Source organism: Micromonospora inaquosa, from assembly GCF_003857055.1.
Taxonomy (GTDB): domain Bacteria; phylum Actinomycetota; class Actinomycetes; order Mycobacteriales; family Micromonosporaceae; genus Micromonospora; species Micromonospora inaquosa.
In genome coordinates, this window is record NZ_QGSZ01000371.1 from 1 (window position 1) to 2,030 (window position 2,030).

3 protein-coding genes are annotated in these 2,030 nt (G+C 71.9%); 1 reads left to right on the top strand and 2 read right to left on the bottom strand.

Annotation, left to right across the window (positions count from 1 at the left end; translation table 11 throughout):
- Window positions 1-216: 216 nt before the first annotated feature.
- Together DLJ59_RS33690 and DLJ59_RS33695 are read right to left on the bottom strand one after the other, a co-directional pair.
- Window positions 217-861, bottom strand: coding sequence for a response regulator (locus tag DLJ59_RS33690; RefSeq protein ID WP_124778154.1), 645 nt, complete (start codon window positions 859-861; stop codon window positions 217-219).
- Window positions 852-1,811 carry a sensor histidine kinase gene (locus tag DLJ59_RS33695; protein ID WP_244236373.1) on the bottom strand — a complete coding sequence of 320 codons (960 nt, stop codon included), beginning with the start codon at window positions 1,809-1,811 and terminating at the stop codon, window positions 852-854. Before DLJ59_RS33695 ends, DLJ59_RS33690 begins: the two co-directional genes overlap by 10 nt.
- Here DLJ59_RS33695 and DLJ59_RS37785 point away from each other — a divergent pair.
- A partial coding sequence (locus DLJ59_RS37785) for a hypothetical protein (RefSeq protein WP_244236374.1) occupies window positions 1,803-2,030 on the top strand: 228 nt, incomplete at its 3' end. The two genes, DLJ59_RS33695 and DLJ59_RS37785, sit on opposite strands and share 9 nt — an antisense overlap.

The following is a 2,030-nucleotide window of genomic DNA, read 5'->3' on the forward strand; positions in this document are numbered from 1 at the left end:
GCCCGGCGCGGCGTGGCCCGGCGCGGCGTGGCCCGGCGCGGCGTGGCCCGGCGCGGCGTGGCCCGCCAATCGACCTACGGCGTCGAAATCGGGCCTCACCCGATGATCCACTCGGGTTTCCGGGAAATCGGGGTATCCCGGGCGGCGGGACACCGCGACTTCATGGAACCCGAGTCGATCAAGGTGGCACTGGGCCTGGGCTTCGATCCTGGTGGGTCAGGTGTCCAGGTAGCGCAGGATGGCGAGGATCCGTCGGCTGTAGCCGGTTGTGTGAGCGAGGTCGAGTTTGTCGAAGATGGCGTTGACGTGCTTCTCGACCGCGCTCTGCGATACGTGCAGCCGCTGGGCGATGGCGAGATTCGTGTGCCCCTGGGCCATCTCGTGCAACACGTCCCGTTCGCGCGGCGTGAGCCGACCGAACGGGTCGGGCCGCTCCGATCCGGCCACCACCTGACGGACCACCTCCGGGTCGAGGGCGGTGGCGCCGGCAGCGACCCGGTCGAGTGCGTCGAGGAAGTCGTCCACCTGGGCGACCCGGTCCTTGAGCAGGTAACCGACCCCCTCGGGACGGTCCGCGAGCAGCCGCCCGGCGTAACGCCGCTCCACGTACTGGGAGAGCACGAGGACGCCGGTGTCGGGCCAGCGGCGACGGATCTCCAGGGCGGCCCGCAGCCCGTCATCGGTGTGGGTGGGTGGCATCCGGACGTCGGTGACGACCACGTCGGGACGGGACCGTTCGACCGCCTCGACGAGCTGGTCGGCGGTCCCGACCGCGGCGAGCACCTCGTGGTCCTCGTCGGCGAGCAGCCGCGTCAGGCCCTCGCGGAGCAGCGTCGAGTCTTCGGCGAGGACTAGGCGCACGGCAACTCCGCCAGCACGGTCGTCGGACCGCCGGCCGGGCTGGTGACCCGCAGCCGGCCGTCCAGCGCGGCGACCCGTCGCGCCAGCCCGGACAGCCCGCGCCCGGTCGGGTCGGCACCGCCGACGCCGTCGTCGTGCACGCGCATCCGGATCCACCCATCCCGTACCCCGATATCGACAGTGACCAGGGTAGCGGCGGCGTGTTTCGTGGCGTTGGTGAGTGCCTCGCAGGCCACGAAGTACAGCACCGTCTCGAGCTGCCGCTCGGGGCGGGCCGGCAGCTCGCAGCGGATCCGCACCGGCACCTCGGATCCGCGGGCGACGATGGCCAGGACCTCGCCCAGATCGCTGCCGTCCAGTGCCGACGGGTAGACCCGCCACGCCACCTCGCGCAACTCCTCGATGGCTCGCTGCACGTCCTCGTGCGCCTGGGCGAGCAGTGCGTGGGTGCGATCGGCGTCGCGGGCGCGCCGGGCCCGACCGAGCAGTATGCCGAGGGCCACCAGCCGCTGTTGGAGGCCGTCATGCAGGTCGTGTGCGATGCGCTGCCGTTCGGTGTCGACAGCGGCGATGACCCCGGCTCGACTGGTGGTCAGCTCGCGGACCCGCCGGGTCAGCTCCGCCCGGCTTCCCGGGCCGAGCAGTCGTCGAGCCAGCCGGATGTCCAACGCGGCGATGCTGGCGACGGCCTGAACGTTGAGCAGTAGCAGCACCGCCCCGACGGCGACCTGGGACAGTGCGTCGAGAAGGGTCAGCTCTCCACGCACCGCCGCCCTCAGCACGATCCCGGCCAGCACCACACCGATGCCGAGCACCGCGTACGCCAGCAGGCCGAGCGTGCCGGGTAGCAGCCGGGCGGTCAGGTAGCCGACCTGTCGCCGGCTCGCCACGGTGTTCGGTGCGGGCAGGTCCTCCGCGGCCAGCAGCCCCACAAGGCGGCGATGTTCCATCCGCACCAGCCAACCCCCGTACCTGCTGGTCAGGCCGGCAACCCGACGGCCGGCCGCAGGCGCGAGCGCGCACACGCTGAATGCGACGGCCGCGACCGCGAGAAAGACGACCTCGACGACGGCCGTCGCGATGCCGACGGCGACGCCGGCCGGCAGTCGAAGACGACCCCACCACCTGTCTCTTACACACATCTGACGCTGCCGACGAACTTACTCGTG

What these genes read in the sequence shown, in the direction of transcription:
- DLJ59_RS33695 (WP_244236373.1), bottom strand. Translation starts at nt 1,811, where the DNA reads ATGGAACATCGCCGCCTTGTGGGGCTGCTGGCCGCGGAGGACCTGCCC.